Below are 16,805 nucleotides of genomic sequence, written 5' to 3' on the forward strand. Positions count from 1 at the left end.
GACTATTTAATTCTGGTTCAAATCTTCAGACTCAAACTGGTACTTGAGATTTGGACCATATTGAATTTTTCAGAAAAAATCACCCGAAGAAGCTACCATGAGGATTTTTCATGATCAGATCCAGTGCCTTGTCTAGGGTATCAAATGAGCCAAATTCGTCGTATAGATGCCATTTTAGATTTCCGCGCATCCCATAGATTTTCCATTCATTTGAACTTTTGGTGTATTTTATTTTGGCAAAAGGGTGAGTGCTTTTCTGTTCTGGTTTTCTCCAATCGGGGCGGATTTCATTCAAAAATATATCTTGACTTTGAATATTATAACCAAGGTCAACTTGATCTCGGATATCTTCCTTAGGTCTATTTTGCTCAAGCCAACGGGTCAATGAAGATTCTATAGTGCGAAGGAGTATGGGAGGGAAGGCCATGGATGTTGATATTTTGAATAAAGGTAAGTGTGATATCTTTGAAAATAGTATGCAAATTTAAATCAATAAAGCCTCAAATCTTACGAAATGAGGCTTTTGCTCCTCCTTGTCCCAGCCGACCGAAGGTGGGTAGGACTTGAACCAATCCCGTACGTAAAGGAGATCCAACATTTTGACTTTGACAGTACTACTCTTCCCCATTTCCTTTTCCAGCTCCCTTTTCTTTTTTTCGAGGTCTTTCTTTTACTGAATCGTATCCTCCTGTTCTTTTCTCATTCGACCATAAATGGCTCCACTCATTTTTCCTTTTCTGACCAGATAGGTAAAAATAGCAGTGAAGCTTAGATGTGTATTATCTGAAATGGCTTTGATCCCATCGAAGGAGTAGCCATTGGATTGTCCAACCTCTGGTAGTTGATCCAACTTGATCATTTAATCCCCAGCCAAGAAAGCAAAGGCAAAAGTATAGCACCATGCTTCAATTTTAGAGGTAGCGCCTAGAACCAACTGATCGAAATAAATGGATTCTACTTCTTCCTGATTGAGGATGTAGTGTCCAAGTTCATGAGCCAGCGTAAAGATTTCCCATTTGAAATAATCTTGATTTCTTCTTAGTACTATGACATTAGGCTTTATAAAGAATCCATCAATGTTACTTTTTTGCTTTAAAGAAGGATGTCGATAAATTAAAATACCAGAATATTAGCCTCGGCTAATTTGCTGATAAGTGATTCTAGAAATTTTTTAGGGTCTTTGCGGTACTTAGGATAAAGTGCATTTACAACCTCATTGGCTACTGCCACCGAGGACTTGTTGGTCGAATAAATAGGTAAGCTTCGCTCCATTTTAATATCAGAGAGCTTTGCAAGTCCGGATAGCGAGATTTTCAGTTCTTCGAACTGGTTGGCAATCTTTATGGAGGCAAGATTTAGATCTGTTCCGAACTTTTCTTTCCTATAGAAGATGCTGGATTACTTGCTTTGAATAGGTGCGCTTGGATCCAAATAATAAGACAATCCCTTGCTAAAGACTTTGTCAATAAATGATTCAGTTGAATTTCTTCCTGAAATACGGTTTCCCAAGTAACTCCAGATCATCTCATCTTGCTCCTTTAGCATTCTCTTTTATAGCGTGATTTCTCTTCGTGGATTTGGACCATCCCATTTTGATTTTTTTGGGAATCTATGATGTAGTTGTAGGGCTATTGGGATTTGAGTCAGATTAAGCTAAGAACCTGTTTACGGAGATATATGGAATTCATGCAGCGAAGTATCCAGTTTCCAGTTTGCCCAAGGGGAGAGGAATTGCAGCCACTTAGTAAAGCTTGTTTAGAAAGGCTTTTGGAGGAATTGGATTTTGTAAATAGGCTATAATTGTGGTGAGGGTGCTTTTGTGGTCACCAGATTCTATCGGCTTTCCAGGGTGCCGATGGTTTGGGGTTTTATTTGGAATGAAATAAGCACAATAAAGAAGGTAGCAAGGAAGCGAAACATCATATAATTCTATTTATTAGGTGGGGAATTTGAGTTTTTTGTCGCCAATTCTTTGATTTTTACAAATCCTAAAGGCTTTTTTGGTTTATCGTTTCCTAATACTCCCAAAATAAGATGGCTACAGATATTTTTCAAAGTCAAATTTGATGCCTCAAGGGAATATGCTTACTAAATTGATATGATGTCTAAAAAAATAAGTATTCCTCTTTTCCTGCTATTAACCATTTCTCTTTTTTGCCAGGCCCAAGACCGGAAGGAGTTTTACCTTTCCCCTAAAGGGTCTGACCAAAATTCTGGGACAGAAGGAGCACCTTTTGCCAGCATTGAAAAAGCGAAGGAGATGGTGAAATCCTACAAGAAGAGTAATCCGGACAAGGCTTTTACTTTGATCCTTTCAGAAGGCACTTATTACTTAGACCAACCTTTGGTTTTTTCTCCGGAGGAATCAGGGTCAAAAGATGCTCCTTATACGATCAGGGCTGCCCAAGGTGAAAAGGTGGTCATCAGCGGAGGGAGGTCATTAGATTTAAAATGGAAAAACTTTAACGAAGAAATTTTGGTGGCTAAAGTGCCAAAAGGGTTGGCCTTTTCGAGCCTTTTTGTAAATGGGGAAAAGCAAATAAGAGCCCGCTACCCAAATTTTCAAAGAGATGTCTATCCATTCAATGGGTATGCAGAAGATGCGCTTTCTAAAGAAAGGATAAGAAGTTGGAAGCATCCCGAAGGAGGTTTTATTCATGCACTTCACACGGGAAGATGGGGTGGAATGCATTATGAAATTACCGGAAAAATAGGAAAAGACAGTTTAGCCTATAAAGGTGGCTGGCAAAATAACCGAGCAAGTGCTATTCATCCTACTATGCGTTTTGTTGAGAATATTTTTGAAGAGCTGGATAGTCCAAAAGAGTGGTATTTGGACAAAGAAGCAGGATTGCTTTACTATTTTCTTGAGGAAGGATTGAACAAAGCGGGAATCGAGAAAGTGGAGGTGGATGTATTGGAAAATTTGATAACTCTTCAGGGAGAACTTTCAAAACCTGTGCACCATATTTTTTTTCAGGGGATCACCTTTACTCAGACAGCTCCAACCTTTATGAAAACTGAAGAAAAGCTGATGCGGAGTGATTGGACGATTTATAGGAGTGGAGCAGTTATGATGGATGGGACGGAGAATTGTACGATTGAAAATAGCGTGTTTTCAGCTTTGGGAGGAAATGCCATTTTTATCAGTAACTACAATAGAAATGTAAGTATCAAGGATAATCTGATCGAGGATATCGGAGCCAGTGCAATTAGTTTGGTGGGAGATCCAGACGCTGTACGTTCTGCTACTTTTAATTATTATGAATTTGTAGAGGAAGAGGATATCGATACTATTCCTGGCCCAAAATCACTCAATTACCCTTCTAATTCGCTTATAGCAGGAAATCTGATTCGCAATATTGGCCAGATAGAAAAGCAAGTGGCGGGAGTTCAGATTCAGATGGCGATGGATTTACATGTAGTTCATAATACTATTTACAATGTGCCGAGGTCAGGAATAAATATAGGCGATGGTGCTTGGGGAGGTCACATTATTGAATACAATGATGTGTTCAATACGGTGATGGAGACGGGCGATCATGGCGCATTTAACTCCTGGGGCAGGGATAGATTTTGGCATCCAAACAGAGGCGTGATGAACGCCTTGGTAGAAAGGCATCCCGATTGGATCAAATTGGATGCGATCAAGACCACTATAATTCGAAACAATAGATTTCAATGTGACCATGGATGGGATATAGACCTTGATGATGGTTCCAGCAATTATGAGATTTATAATAACCTGTGCTTGAGTGGTGGAATAAAACTGAGGGAAGGTTTTTACAGAACGGTTTATAATAACATCACTGTGAATAATGGCTTCCATCCACATGTTTGGTTTCAGAATAGCCATGATGTTTTTACAAGAAATATCGTCATGACTTCTCACAAGCAAATCCAAGTCAATTATTGGGGAGACAAGGTTGATGAGAACTTTTTTACTGCCGAAGCGGATTTAAATCAATCAAAAGGTTTTGGAGTGGAGGCGAACGGAGAATTTGGAAATCCTGAATTCATTAATCCTGATGAAGGTGATTTTCGTGTGAATGAGGATTCCCCTGCAATCAATTCAGTTGGGTTTGTGAATTTCAGTGTGAGCGATTTTGGAGTCCTTTCTCCCAAATTAAAAACTCTTGCTGAGGAGCCAGAAATCCCTTTCCTTCTTTTGGAAAGATCTGAGAAATCCGATGAGATTTATGTATGGCATGGGTTTAAAGTAAAGAATATGGAAACGCTTGGAGAGCAGTCTGCGGCAGGCTTAGATGAAATTTCAGGAGTTTTGATTTTGAATGTTCCCGGGGGATATGATGCTTCTTCGTCAAAATCTTTAAAAAGTGGGGATGTTATTCTTGGTTGTTGGGAGGATAAGGTGGAAGATTACTTGTCATTAAGGAAGGCGGAAAAAGGGAATATTTGGAAAGGTAGAATCGAGCTGAAGGTTTGGAGAAATCAAGAGTTGATCTCGATAGTCATGGAGGGGAAATAATCTTGGAAATTGGTCAATTGTTAGGGCCAGTTTTCTTTCATCGAAGATAAAACAAGAAATCCTCAAATCGTAAGATCTGAGGATTTTGAATTTCTTAATTAGTTACTAGCTCTTCCGCAAAAATAAATCCTTTCTGTACGTTTGGCGCAACCACCTTTATGTATGTACCGGGCTTGTTTTCCTTCGAGTGATCCTGTGAATTCTTTGAACACCCTCTTATTTTTCAACCGGTATAATATTTTCGATTCAAAGTATAGTTTCAATTTTTTTTTATTAGCTGAAATAGAAACTTCCAGTTAGCCAGACATAAATACGCCTGGGCAAGCCACTTGCATAAAGGTTGCTGAGATGGAATTCAGGATAGTTTCCTTTCCCATATCCAAGGTCACATCAAGATCATTTGTGAAGCCTTGCCATCTACCGTCATTGTAGGAATCACAACCTCTGTAGCCATCATCAATCTATCCCAATCAGCAGCTGGAAAGAAGGTGTTATATGGTTTTTGATACTGCAATGGCTGGGAAATCGACTAATTAAATGTAATGGGTTAATGGCGCCAATCATAAAGCAAGGTGTTTTTCATTCCGTAAAACTAATTTTCAGGCAGTGTTTAATGGTCAAACCTTCAAAAAAAGATACATTAATGGGGTAACAATGGGAAAAGGCTGTTAACCCATTGCCTTTTTTTAAAAGCCTTAAGAATGGGAAATCCAGCTTGGAGAGCGCATATGTAATATTGGCAAAGTTAACATACTATACATTTTGGTTAGAATATTGGATGCTTAATCCTAAGCATTATGATAATCTTGTATTATCTTAATTTAACCAAATTTTATGAATGCAATTTATGCTGGAATCACTCAAAAGGGTAAAAGGTTTAAACCAAAAATTATTCCTTTCATAGGAGAAACTTTGGCTATGATGACCGGGGATTCTCGCCCTTTATGAATGCAGCTCAGGTATGGTTTATTAAAGCTGAAGCTTTCGAAAGGGGATTGGCATCGGGCGATCCAAGAGTGGCTTACGAAAGAGCTATAGTAATATCAATGCTCGATAATGCTATAGCTCAGGCCGATATCGACGCTTATTTGCAGGGTACTGAAGTAGCTTGGGATTCCGGAACTAAGGCAAACCTGGAAAAGATCAGGTTGCAAAATTGGATCAGCTTGTTCAAACAAAGTGTGGAAGCTTGGTCAGAGGTAAGAAGAACTGATGTGCCTGCATTGGTCAATATCTACAATGACTACGCCAGCAACCACAACCGTCCTCCATTTCGAATGGCCTATCCTGCTAATGAAATAGCCTTTAACGAAAGTTTTTCTACCAATGTGGTTCAGATAGATATCTTCTATGGTGATCAAATATGGTGTGATACTAGAGAGGGTGTATATTAGAATTTCAATGCCATCGGGAGGTTGCTTCCGTTGGTGATTTTCTCCTTAAATGATTGTTATATTCTCAGACTAATTTCACACAAACCATACTTATGCTGACTCGCTACTCCGTTTCCTTTGTGATCTTCTTACTTGTTGGATTTATAGCCACGGAATTTAATTTCACCAAAAAAAGTAATTCTGAAGTATCCGAAAGTATTACAGAGAACAGCAATGGACTCCATGGGTACATTGGATATAGCACTCTGAAAAGGCCTGAAGGCTTTGGTGCCGGAATAGGTTTTTACACTGCAGTTTGGCCTTTAGTGGAGCAGCCTTTGGCAGGATTTCAGATTGGGCTTCCGGGTAATTGGATCACACCTGACAATCCTACCAACAAAGACATTCCCTGCTGTCCAGAAGGTACTATAGCTAGGACGTGGGCACCTAGAGGGCCGACTTGGTCGAGCGTCTTTCAGACTCAGGAAGGCGGACTGGGATATTGGAGAGGAAACAGGTACCATTATGGCTCTCCAAAATTCAGCATGAATGGTGTCCCAGATTGTTATAATTCAGAAATAGCTTCTGCCGGATGGCCTTTTTTTTATAGAGCAGAAGCATTGCCTGATGATCAAATGGGAATAGCCCAGCTGAGCAACAGAATTGTGGTGCCACCTGACGGAATTACCTTTGAAGGAGATCTAGAAGGCAGGTTTTTGGGGTACACCCACATGATGCTGCCGCTAACTGAGGCCAGGCCGGGTCCTGCGCCTACGGGTAACCAAAGCTGGACGCTTTTTTTGAACTCAGATAACTTTAAAGGACCTGTGGCTTTTTATATTCCTGAAATGTGGAGCAGACTTTCAAAAGAATATAAAGCAATAGAAGGAATGGGGCTTGATGCCCGGGAAGGAACCATGGGGGGTGGTGGAGCAATGGAAATCAATACAGTGCCTTCTTTTGAAATGAAAGACAATAACGGGGACTTGTATATCAAAATTCCACAGCTCCAATTTCCTGTAAATGAGCAAGGCCAATCTGTGCTGGTTCAAGATGTAACCTATTACTCAAAAGATGCGCTGTTTAATTATCTTTTGGAATGGAAAAAGGGAGGTAAAGCTTATTCTGGAAAATTTGATGAAACACATGCTTGGAAACCGGATTTAACCCCAAGAGCAATTTCTTTAGATCAAGGAGCCAGCTTAAACAACGGAGGAAAAAAATTAACTGGTCTGGAAAGCATCCTCCAAACTATCACCACTGATACCAATGCATTTGGTCTGCAGTGGCAGGAAAATGCAATTTCTAAACCGGGTCTTTTCCCTCAATATTACAAACAAGTGGGTGATACTAGGGTAGCAATAAGCCCGGAAAATGTCCCCGAATCTCTGCGAAAAATGGAATTTGCTAAAGCTGGATCAGAAAGTCATTACATCAATTGGAGAGATGGTAATGAGATAGTGGAAGGAAATTTCATCATCGACAAAAGCCTGCCTTACTCCACTCCAACTACCGGTGCTTGGGAAAACCCTGGTCCCGCTTCCCAATCCTACTCTGTGCTGTTAAAAGACGGGTCAACGGTCACTTATAAATGGTATAGATTTATTGATCAGCCTTCTTTTCAACAATTTGGCTGGAGTCAGAAAGAAAAAGATACGCTTCAGAAATTTGTCGAGCAAATCCACAGAAACTGGACCATCGACCAAGAATACATGGCGCCTCCCAGTACCGGAAAGCTGGTTGCCATTGATCCGGTTTTGATTGTTAGCCCACCTGTGGGAATGGAAATTGGATTCGTACCCATAGTCATCAGGCAGGAGAAAATCATGATTTCATCTAGATAATACATCAGTTAATTATTGAAATTGATTCACTGACTTTTAGAGAGAAACAGAAGTCTGAAAAAGATCTTGAAGTTGCATTATCACCACCTTAAAAATTCACTTTTAACTACTCGCTTACTCAATAAGAATTCCATAAAAATGAATATTGAGTTTGCGAGTATCTTATATTTTACGAAAAAGCTGATGGATTTATTGAAAAACTTCTTCTCTATTAATTCTAGACAACTTTCATTTTTATCTATCAATATGGTAATGTTCTTAATAGTAATTCTATTCAATTATCCCTACCCTATTGCCCAAAAAGAAGACGGAAATGTACCAAGACCAAATGTCATTATTTTTCTGACAGATGATTTGGGTTATGGGGATCTCGCCAGTTATGGCAATCCCATTATAAAAACTCCAAATTTGGATCAGTTTGCTTTAGAAGGGGTTCGGATGACGGGCATGCATTCAGACGGTACAGTTTGTTCGCTTTCCCGGGCTTCCATCCACACGGGAAGAAATGCCTACGGCAATGGTTTTTACTCCATTGCAGGAATTTTTGGCACTACTCTACACAAGGATGAAATAACTCTACCCCAACTGCTGAAAGAAGTTGGTTATGAAACAGTTTTTTTTGGAAAGTGGCATTTGTCCCGTTTGGAATCACCGGCAGAGGTTTCAGTCAATGAAATGGGCTTTGATTATTCTTTGGCTACTTCCGTCAATGCATTCAATACCGGGCCTAAAAACCCGGACAAATTCATTCGAAATGGTCAGCCTGTAGGAACTTTGGAGGGATGGTATGTGGATATCGTTTCAAATGAAGCTGCATACTGGATCGCTACAAAAAGGGATGATGAGAAACCCTTTTTTTACTCATAAATTAATAATTTAAAGCTTACCATCAATCTCACCCAACCTCTCTATGAAAAGATTCCTACGCAATTTAAATTTCCTTCTACTTTTTCTCTTTCTCCTAGGGTGTAATTCCGGTTCTAAAAATGAAGATGCAGAAACTGCCCTTGGTTTTACCCTTCAGGAATCAGACCTCCCCGATTACGAAAAGAACATAGATCATCGAGGCCTGCTAACTGCCTTGGATGACCGGCAAGGGGAATCAATTCGGACTGGAGAGCATATTTACAATAATACCTGTTTCAATTGCCATGGAAATCCCGAGCAAGAGGGTTCTATGCCCAATGCATTTAAATTTTGGAAGGACGAATTTAAGATGGGAAAGGATCCCTATTCCATCTATCAAACCCTCACCAGAGGTTACGGATCCATGCCTCCGCAAGTCAATTTGACGCCCGTAGAGAAGTACGATATTATCAATTACCTGAGGGAAACTTTTTTGAAAGAGGCTAATCCGAATCAATATGTAGCAGTGGACTCGGCCTATTTGGCAACCTTGCCTGACGGAACGACCACAGGACCTGCACCCAAAGAATTTAAGCCTTGGGCGGAAATGGACTATGGTAACTTTTTGATCAATACCTATGAAGTGGTCGCACAGAATGCGCCGCCGAGAGAACGGTCCACTGGCCCCATCCAGCCACTTAAGGATGAAAATCTGATCAATTCCAATTTTGCATACAAAGGGATCGCCGTCAGACTGGACCAGGGAAAAGGTGGTGTTGCCGCTGGCAAAGCTTGGATGATGTTTGACCACGACCTGATGCGTGTTGCTGGAGCTTGGACAGGAGAAGGATTTATAGATTGGGAAGCGATTTTATTTAATGGAAAACACAATATCTCGCCTAGAACTATTGGTGAGCTGCACTTTGAAAACCCGGTAGTTCCAGCTTGGGCAAACCCAGCCACGGGCAACTTTGACGATCCTCGATTTACAGCTCGAGACAAACGGAAGTTTGGACCCTTGCCTCGAGAATGGACGCACTACGAGGGACTTTATCAATTCAACGATCGGGTGATTATTTCTTACACCGTAGGCAATGCAAAAGTCTTGGAAACTTTTGGGCTGGAGACGTTGGAAGACCAACCGGTATTTACCAGAACTATGAATATTTCTTCTTCTGATAAAGCGCTGAAAATGAGAATTGCTCCTACCGGAACTTCCGTGGCAGTGGTGGGTGAAGGGGCAGTTCTGAAAGATCAGGGTGGGTTTACCGTCATGGAGCTCCCTCCTTCTCAATCTCTAAAAATCAAATTATTGATTGCTAAGTCTGGCATGGAGGGTTTGCAGCAGTATTCAAAAACTTCCAGCCAACCAGAGGATTTGAATCCACTGATCAAAGGAGGTCCTGCCAGATATCCTCAGAAATTGACCACAGCAGTCCAGATTGGAGAGCAAGAAGGCCCTTTTCAGGTGGATATTCTGAATCCGCCTTTTGACAGCCCATGGAAAAATCAATTCAGATTAAGCGGGCTTGACTTTTTCAAAGATCCCAATAAAGGGGTGATTTGCTCAACCGATGGAGACGTTTGGCTGGTAGAAGGCTTTATGAAAGATTCTGGAAAACTCACCTGGCAGCGCATCGCTTCAGGCTTGTTTCAGCCTTTAGGAATCAAAGTAGTCAACGAGGAGATTTTTGTCACCTGTAGGGATCAGCTGGTCCGCCTACACGATTATAATGGAGACAGGGAAACAGACTTTTACGAAAGCTTCAACAATGATCATCAGGTCACGGATCACTTCCATGAATTTGCCATGGGACTTCAAACCGATGATGAGGGAAATTTCTATTACGCCAAAAGTGCCAGGCATGCCAGAGAGGCTTTGATCCCTCAGCATGGAACATTGATCAAAGTGAGTAAGGATGGACTAAAAACCGATATCATCGCCACCGGTTTCAGAGCCGCAAACGGCGTTTGTATCAATCCTGACGGCACGTTTATAGTGACTGACCAAGAAGGTCACTGGAATCCTATGAACCGGATCAATTGGGTGAAAGCCGGTGGATTCTATGGAAATATGTTTAGCTATAATCCACCTACTGACAGCACAGAAAGTGGGATGGAACTCCCACTCGTTTGGGTGGAACGGGATATTGATCAGTCACCTTCCGAACTCCTTTGGGTTGATAGCAAAAAGTGGGGAGCATTGGACGGAAAACTTCTGAACTTCTCTTATGGCTATGGAAAAATCTTTGTGGTTCCCTATGAAAAAATAGGAGACCAAGTACAGGGAGGGATCTTTGAATTGCCGATTCCGAGGTTTTCTACCGGCGTGATGCGGGGGCGATTCAATCCCGGAGATGAACAGTTATACCTCTGCGGCTTATCAGCTTGGGGTTCCACGCAGCCACAGTTGGGGGGACTTTACCGAATCAGGAAAGTAGATCAGCCGATGGTCATTCCCATTGGAATCAAAGCAACAACCACAGGAATAGAGCTAAGCTTTACCGACGAACTCGATCAAGCTAGCGTCAATCAAATTGCTAACTATACGGTGGAAACATGGGATCTTTTGCGATCCAGAAAGTATGGATCGAAGCACTACAATGAACAAACATTAAATGTCACAAAAGCTGAATTGGGAAAAGACAAAAAAACGATCAAACTGACTATCCCCGAAATCAAACCAACCTGGGTCATGGAGATTCAATACAAACTGAAGGATAAAGGAGGAAAAAGCATTGATGGATCAATTCAGAATACGATTCATAGATTGGGGAAAGCTTCGACTAGTTAACTACTTTTTTTTAAATGAAAAACGAGACTATCAAAAAAAAATAGATTGGGTAATAATGAAAAAGGGCTGTCAATCGACAGCCTCTTTTTTTTAAGTCTTAAGAATGAGAAATTTGGTTTGGAGAGCGTATATGTAATGTAGGTACAGTTAACATACTATACATTTTGGTTAGAATATTGGATGCTTACCACCAAGCGATATGATAATTTTAATATATCATCATTTAACCAAATTTTATGAAGGCAATTGTTACAAGCATCACAAAAAAGGATGAAAGGGTTAAACAAAAAATTATCCCTTTTATCAGGAGAAACTTTGGCTATTACTTATTACCGCTACTATTCGTGCAAGTGGCAACAGCGACGCCACTTCCAGCTGAAGGTGAATTAATCGGAAACAAAAAAACCGAATCCATTAATTCAGGATCTTATCTTTTTGAAATCCATAAAATGGCAGAATTTCTAGTTGTTACAGAAGCTGATATTCAGGTCTCTGGAACAGTGACGGATGAAAAAGGTGATCCCTTACCTGGGGCTTCTGTTACGGTAGCTGGCACTTTAACTGGAACCGTAACGGATATAAATGGAAATTATACGCTTGAGGTTGACGAAAGTGCGACATTAATTTTCTCATTTATAGGATTTGATAGCGAAGAGGTAGCTGTCGGATCCAGAACAATAATTAATATCACCTTACTGGATGATGTTTCCTCATTAGATGAAATAGTCGTGGTAGGGTATGGTACCAAAAAGAAAATAAATTTAACAGGTGCTGTTTCAACCGCCAGTGGCAAAGATATGGCGAATAGACCTGTAACTAATGTTCAGCAGTCTTTACAGGGCTTAGTTAGTAACCTGACTATTTCGCCTAATAATGCAGGAGGAGAGCCTGGTGCGGATATGGCTATGAGCATACGTGGTCTGGCATCTTTTGAAGGAAGTACTGCTCCTTTTGTTCTGGTGGATGGAGTTCCAATGGGTATCAATGATATTGATCCTAACGATATAGAATCTGTGTCTGTTTTAAAGGATGCCGCCTCAACTTCCATTTATGGTGCTCGCGCAGCCTACGGGGTGATACTGATCACAACCAAAAGAGGAAGTTCAGGATCAAGAATATCCTATTCAACAAATGTTGGATTTAGTGCACCTACAATATGGCCGAGGTTAGAAGGAGGAACGGCGTGGGCACATGCATTGAATGATGCAAGGACCAATTTCGGTGCTTCCCCATTCTATCCGGACGAAGCCATTGCAAGATTGGAGCAGAATCTGGCAAACCCTGGCAGTGCTCCAGGTATGTTACCAAATGCAAGCGGTGATAATTGGAACATAATGAACACGGGGACATTAGGAGTGGCAAATGACGGTATTAGTGATTTAATCCTAAGGGATAATGCTCCAAGAGTTAAACATAATTTGAGTATTTCAGGCGGAAACGAAAGTGTTAATTATTATTTATCCGGTGGCTTTTATGATGAAAAGGGACTTTTGACATTCGGTGATGAATCATTTAATCGATTTAATGTCGATGCAAAGATCGGGGCCAAGGTTACTTCCTGGATGAACCTTGATCTTTTTTTCAAGTACAAATCAGAAAATGAAGATTTTCCATGGAATCAAAACTTTGGACGTGCCTGGTATATGAACTGGATTGGCAAACTGAAATTTGGCACACCTGCAAAGTATCCAGGGACAGATATTTGGACAGATCAGACTAATGTGGAGGCTTGGAAAAAAGTGCGTCAATCTATCACGGATAATCAAATGGTGATTTCACCAAAAATAACTTTAGAGCCTATTAAAGGATGGGTGACAACTCTACAATTAAATTACACTTCCACTCAAGTTGAAGACACAAGAACTGGCTTACAATATCCATGGGTTAGGCCAAATGGAGTCGTTGATTTTATACCACAAAACCGAGAATCAACTGAATATCACAATGAATTAAGAAGAAATACCTATCTCTCACCTAACCTTTATTCATCTTACTCAAGGGTATTTGGGAAGCATGATCTTCAACTTATGGTTGGTTATCAACAAGAGGAATATACCTTCAGTAATTTGGGGGCAAGAAGTTTCTTCTTATTGAGTGATGCCATACCATCGATTAGTACCGCAGTGGGTGATCAACTAGTTAATGACGCAGTTGGACACTGGTCTACACGAAGCGTATTTGGAAGATTCAATTATATTTTTGACGAAAAGTACTTGCTTGAAGTAAACTTAAGGAGTGATGGATCATCCAGGTTTGAGGAAGATGAAAGATGGGGAGTATTTCCATCGGTATCAGCTGGATGGATAATTTCGGAGGAGAACTTTTTTTCATCAAATAAATTAATTGACCTATTAAAAATAAGAGGTTCCTATGGAACCTTGGGTAATCAGGATGTTGCCAATTATTTATTCATACCAACAATGCCGATACGTCAAACCAATAACTGGTTATTTGGTAATGATCGTGCTTGGACAGTTCGTGCGCCAAATCTGAATAGTGTGAATTTATCATGGGAAACAGTATCCACAATAGATCTGGGTATTGATGCCTACTTGCTGAATAATCGATTAGGATTCACTTTTGGTGTATATGAAACAAGGACATCCGACTTGGTTGGACCGGGACAACCCCTTCCAGCGGTTTTGGGATCAACAGTGCCAAAAAGGAACGAAGGAGAAATTAAAACACGTGGATGGGAACTTGAGCTTTCATGGAAAAACGTTGTGAGTCAGGATTTCCGTTATGAAATCAGAGGCCAATTGGCCGATTACAAGAGCACCGTGGTGGATTATAATAATCCGACCGGATTGTTAAACACCTTTTACCCTGGACAGGATCTAAATGAGATTTGGGGATATCGTTATGACAGTCATTATCAGACACAGGCTGAAATTAGTGAAGGTGTGGATCAGAGCTTTATTTATTCCGGGTTGTGGAGAACTGGTGATTTTAGGTATAAAGATTTGAACGGAGATGGTAAAATTAATGTGGGAGATAATACGATTGATAATCACGGAGACCTAGACATTGTAGGAAATACTACTCCACGATACACATATGGGCTTAATTTAAATGCACAATGGAAAAATTTAGATGTTTCAATTTTCTTCCAGGGAGTGGCTAAAAGAGACTGGAGCTTTGGAAGTAGTAGTGTTTTCAGAGGACCTGCGGGAGGACCAATGCATAATAATGTGTTAGAGGGTCACCTTGACTACTGGCGGGACGAATCAAGTGTTCTGGGTGCTAATTATGATGCATATTTCCCACGACCTTATGCCCAGTTTTTTGGCGAGAATGCAAAAAACTACGGACGACCTACCGATCACCTCATGCAAGATGCCTCATATTTAAGGCTTAAAAATCTACAGATAGGTTATTCACTTCCTAAAAGAATTGCTGAAAAAGTGTTATTGACTAATGCAAGGATTTATATATCTGGTGAGAATCTTTTAACATTTACAGATTTAATGTTTTTTGATCCGGAGGCACTTGCTGGTAGATGGTATGGATCCGGAGATGCTTATCCATTAAGTAGGACATTTTCTGCGGGTTTAAACCTTAACTTCTAAAAAACGACACCATGAAAAAAATATTTTATATACTTATACTAGTATCGGGAACATTTTTGTATTCCTGCCAAGAAGATTTCCTGGAGAGATCACCGCTCGATCAGATATCTGATCCGGAATTCTGGAACAGTCAATCCGATCTGGAATTATTTCTTAACTCATTTTATGACTCATTTCAGGGATGGCCAGCCTCCGGTGGTGGAAAGGCGCCAACTAAGGACGAGGGAACAGACCTTGCATTAGAAGGGCTCAACGCTTTTGGCGGTACTTTAACTGCACGTATGGATGGTGTATTAAATGTGCCGGCTTCCGGTGGTGGCTGGAATTGGGGGAATATTCGAAACATAAACTATTTCCTTGCTAATGTAGATCGCGTTCCGGTGGGAGGTAATATGAGAGACCATTATATTGGTGAGGGACACTTTTTCCGGGCATGGTTTTACTTTGAAATGTTTAAGGATTTTGGAGCTTTACCAATAATTACAGTACCAGTTACAGCAGAAGATGAAGACATTTTGTATGGCAGCCGTGCTGACAGAACGGAGGTTTTCAATTTTATTCTCAGCGATATTGATTTAGCTATTTCCAATATGAAAAATAGTAAAGAACTTGCTACACCAGGAACTAGGTTAAGTAAAGATATTGCCTTATTGTTTAAAGCAAGAGCAGCTTTATACGCTGGTACATGGGAGAAATACCATCAGGGCTCAGTCTTCGCAGGAAAGACGAATGGAACCGAATATATACAACAAGCTGCGACCGCTGCCAAGCAGATCATTGAGGATGGGAATTTTTCTCTCGTAACAGGTGATAGCAGCAAGGTCTATTTCGAACTCTTTAATCAGGTAAACTATGCCGGTAATCCGGAAGTGATTTTTTACCAACATTTCGATAGAGTCGTTGGAGACAGCTTTAGTAATCAATTGTGGAACTGGCCAAACGGTTACGGATATACTTACGAAGCGTCAAGATTTTATTTGAGTAATGATGGGTTGCCTATAGCCATTAGCCCAAATTTTGTTGGTGATGCCACCTTAGATATACTTGAAAAGAATCGTGATCCACGACTTGCACAGACATTTATGGTTCCGGGAGATATTAGGAGGATACAAGGTACGGACACCTTGATGTTTATCAATCCAGATGTAGATAATAGTGGTACCGGTATAGAATCACAAAAATTCCGGCACATTGTAGTAGATCCTGCAATAGGGATTAACAATGGAAATGTTGATTATATTTTTATGCGTTATGCCGAAGCTTTATTGATTTATGCCGAAGCGAAAGCAGAACTGGGTACATTGACTCAGGCAGATGTTGACATGACCATCAATCAGTTAAGGGACAGGGTCGGAATGCCACACCTAATTTTGAATAATATCACACCTGATCCTAACTGGCCGAATTATGGTTATTCCTTATCTGGTGTAATGCATGAAATCAGAAGAGAGCGTGTCGTTGAATTGTTTGCAGAAGGGTTTCGTTTTGACGATTTGACGCGTTGGAGAGCACATGAGTACTGGATGGGAGAACGATTCGTAGGCACATTTGCTACTCCCGAATTAAAGGGATCATCTAATGTTCCGATTAATGCTGACGGTTTTTTTGATCCTTTTCAGAATAGGTTAAGCGGACCCAACGGAGGATATGGATTCAATCCGGAAAGAGATTATTTAATGCCTCTTCCTACCAATGAATTAACATTGAATAAAAACCTTACACAAAATCCGGGTTGGTAAAAACACACCTTTTTTTCAAGGTCGAGAAATGAGGATTGTTTAATTAAGCAAAGTCAGAGTGAATTCATTATGATCTTTGACTTTGCTTAATATTTTCTAATAAACTCTTTTATACATTCAAGAATAGCAATGTTGAGTTGACTGTATTTAA

The 16,805-nt window shown here is 40.5% G+C and carries 12 protein-coding genes; 7 read left to right on the forward strand and 5 right to left on the reverse strand.

What is annotated here, in order from left to right:
- Positions 1-79 precede the first annotated feature (79 nt).
- From BVH04_RS21430 to BVH04_RS25570, 4 genes are all read right to left on the reverse strand, one after another.
- A complete protein-coding gene (locus tag BVH04_RS21430; RefSeq protein ID WP_086543507.1) occupies positions 80-427 on the reverse strand; it encodes a DUF3024 domain-containing protein in 348 nt (115 codons plus the stop codon).
- 243 nt (positions 428-670) lie between these two features.
- Complete coding sequence (locus BVH04_RS21435) at positions 671-850, reverse strand: hypothetical protein (protein ID WP_140160636.1); 180 nt, start codon at positions 848-850, stop codon at positions 671-673.
- A 9-nt stretch (positions 851-859) separates the two neighbouring features.
- On the reverse strand, positions 860-1,120 hold the full coding sequence (locus tag BVH04_RS26715; protein WP_086543530.1) for an ImmA/IrrE family metallo-endopeptidase: 261 nt from the start codon (positions 1,118-1,120) through the stop codon (positions 860-862).
- Complete coding sequence (locus BVH04_RS25570; protein WP_169714480.1) at positions 1,114-1,272, reverse strand: hypothetical protein; 159 nt, start codon at positions 1,270-1,272, stop codon at positions 1,114-1,116. The genes BVH04_RS26715 and BVH04_RS25570 overlap by 7 nt, the downstream gene beginning before the upstream one ends.
- 826 nt (positions 1,273-2,098) lie before the next feature.
- Here BVH04_RS25570 and BVH04_RS21445 point away from each other — a divergent pair.
- Positions 2,099-4,489 carry a right-handed parallel beta-helix repeat-containing protein gene (locus tag BVH04_RS21445; RefSeq protein ID WP_205635901.1) on the forward strand — a complete coding sequence of 797 codons (2,391 nt, stop codon included), beginning with the start codon at positions 2,099-2,101 and terminating at the stop codon, positions 4,487-4,489.
- Between the two features lie 385 nt (positions 4,490-4,874).
- Here the strand turns inward: BVH04_RS21445 and BVH04_RS26410 are convergent, their stop codons facing one another.
- On the reverse strand, positions 4,875-5,003 hold the full coding sequence (locus BVH04_RS26410; RefSeq protein ID WP_262481380.1) for a hypothetical protein: 129 nt from the start codon (positions 5,001-5,003) through the stop codon (positions 4,875-4,877).
- Positions 5,004-5,433: 430 nt separating this feature from the next.
- Between BVH04_RS26410 and BVH04_RS21450 the strand changes: the two genes are divergently transcribed.
- From BVH04_RS21450 to BVH04_RS21475, 6 genes are all read left to right on the forward strand, one after another.
- Complete coding sequence (locus tag BVH04_RS21450) at positions 5,434-5,883, forward strand: SusD/RagB family nutrient-binding outer membrane lipoprotein (RefSeq protein ID WP_086543510.1); 450 nt, start codon at positions 5,434-5,436, stop codon at positions 5,881-5,883.
- Between the two features lie 92 nt (positions 5,884-5,975).
- Positions 5,976-7,706: a hypothetical protein gene (locus tag BVH04_RS21455; protein WP_086543511.1), complete on the forward strand. Its 1,731-nt coding sequence runs from the start codon at positions 5,976-5,978 to the stop codon at positions 7,704-7,706.
- Between the two features lie 138 nt (positions 7,707-7,844).
- Positions 7,845-8,573, forward strand: a complete 729-nt coding sequence (locus BVH04_RS21460; protein ID WP_240511012.1) for a sulfatase-like hydrolase/transferase — start codon at positions 7,845-7,847, stop codon at positions 8,571-8,573.
- A gap of 43 nt (positions 8,574-8,616) precedes the next feature.
- Positions 8,617-11,346 carry a DUF6797 domain-containing protein gene (locus tag BVH04_RS21465; RefSeq protein ID WP_086543512.1) on the forward strand — a complete coding sequence of 910 codons (2,730 nt, stop codon included), beginning with the start codon at positions 8,617-8,619 and terminating at the stop codon, positions 11,344-11,346.
- Positions 11,347-11,582: 236 nt separating this feature from the next.
- Positions 11,583-14,915 (forward strand): SusC/RagA family TonB-linked outer membrane protein, encoded by a 3,333-nt coding sequence (locus BVH04_RS21470; protein ID WP_086543513.1) that lies wholly within the window; start codon positions 11,583-11,585, stop codon positions 14,913-14,915.
- Between the two features lie 11 nt (positions 14,916-14,926).
- Positions 14,927-16,654: a RagB/SusD family nutrient uptake outer membrane protein gene (locus BVH04_RS21475; protein ID WP_086543514.1), complete on the forward strand. Its 1,728-nt coding sequence runs from the start codon at positions 14,927-14,929 to the stop codon at positions 16,652-16,654.
- Positions 16,655-16,805: the final 151 nt, after the last annotated feature.

The organism is Algoriphagus antarcticus, from assembly GCF_002150685.1.
Lineage (GTDB): Bacteria > Bacteroidota > Bacteroidia > Cytophagales > Cyclobacteriaceae > Algoriphagus > Algoriphagus antarcticus.

Bases quoted from the DNA above. Each gene is read 5' to 3' on its own strand.
- BVH04_RS21430 (WP_086543507.1), bottom strand. From the start codon at position 427: ATGGCCTTCCCTCCCATACTCCTTCGCACTATAGAATCTTCATTGACC.
- BVH04_RS25570 (WP_169714480.1), bottom strand. From the start codon at position 1,272: ATGGAGCGAAGCTTACCTATTTATTCGACCAACAAGTCCTCGGTGGCA.
- BVH04_RS21445 (WP_205635901.1), top strand. From the start codon at position 2,099: ATGATGTCTAAAAAAATAAGTATTCCTCTTTTCCTGCTATTAACCATT.
- BVH04_RS21450 (WP_086543510.1), top strand. From the start codon at position 5,434: ATGAATGCAGCTCAGGTATGGTTTATTAAAGCTGAAGCTTTCGAAAGG.
- BVH04_RS21455 (WP_086543511.1), top strand. From the start codon at position 5,976: ATGCTGACTCGCTACTCCGTTTCCTTTGTGATCTTCTTACTTGTTGGA.
- BVH04_RS21460 (WP_240511012.1), top strand. From the start codon at position 7,845: ATGAATATTGAGTTTGCGAGTATCTTATATTTTACGAAAAAGCTGATG.
- BVH04_RS21465 (WP_086543512.1), top strand. From the start codon at position 8,617: ATGAAAAGATTCCTACGCAATTTAAATTTCCTTCTACTTTTTCTCTTT.
- BVH04_RS21470 (WP_086543513.1), top strand. From the start codon at position 11,583: ATGAAGGCAATTGTTACAAGCATCACAAAAAAGGATGAAAGGGTTAAA.
- BVH04_RS21475 (WP_086543514.1), top strand. From the start codon at position 14,927: ATGAAAAAAATATTTTATATACTTATACTAGTATCGGGAACATTTTTG.